General features: G+C 48.4%; 1 protein-coding gene. It reads left to right on the forward strand.

All coding sequences use genetic code 11. From position 1 onward, the window contains the following. Nucleotides 1-48: 48 nt before the first annotated feature. Nucleotides 49-750: aconitase family protein (locus R7093_RS25275; protein ID WP_318147027.1), on the forward strand; the 702-nt coding region annotated here is incomplete at its 3' end.

Consider the following 750-nt stretch of genomic DNA (forward strand, 5'->3'; position numbering starts at 1 on the left):
CAGCGGATAATCCCATTGCGGTGACAAGGACGACGAGGAAAGGAAGCAATGGGGAAAACACTATACGAAAAAGTCTACGACGCACACGTTGCCGTCGCGGCAGAAGGGGAAACCCCTATTCTTTATATTGATCGTCACTTGGTACACGAAGTGACCTCTCCACAAGCCTTTGATGGCTTGCGTGAAAAAGGTCGTAAAGTTCGTCAGGTTAGCAAAACGTTCGCCACGATGGATCACAACGTTTCGACCACAACCAAAGACATCAACGCCTCTGGCGAGATGGCGCGTATCCAAATGGAAACGCTATCGAAAAACTGCGAAGAGTTCGGTGTTACCCTTTACGACCTAAACCACAAATATCAGGGCATCGTCCATGTTATGGGCCCAGAGCTAGGCATTACTCTACCGGGTATGACCATCGTTTGTGGTGACTCTCATACCGCAACACACGGAGCATTTGGCTCACTGGCTTTCGGTATCGGTACATCAGAAGTTGAACACGTATTAGCGACTCAAACGCTAAAACAAGCACGTGCGAAAACAATGAAAATCGAAGTGAAAGGTAAAGTCGCACCGGGTATTACCGCAAAAGATATCGTTCTAGCGATCATCGGCAAAACAACGGCAGCAGGCGGTACTGGTTATGTGGTTGAATTCTGCGGTGAAGCGATTACTGACCTTTCTATGGAAGGCCGCATGACGGTATGTAACATGGCCATTGAATTGGGCGCAAAAGCAGGCCTAATTGCA

The organism is Vibrio sp. 1580, from assembly GCF_033340055.1.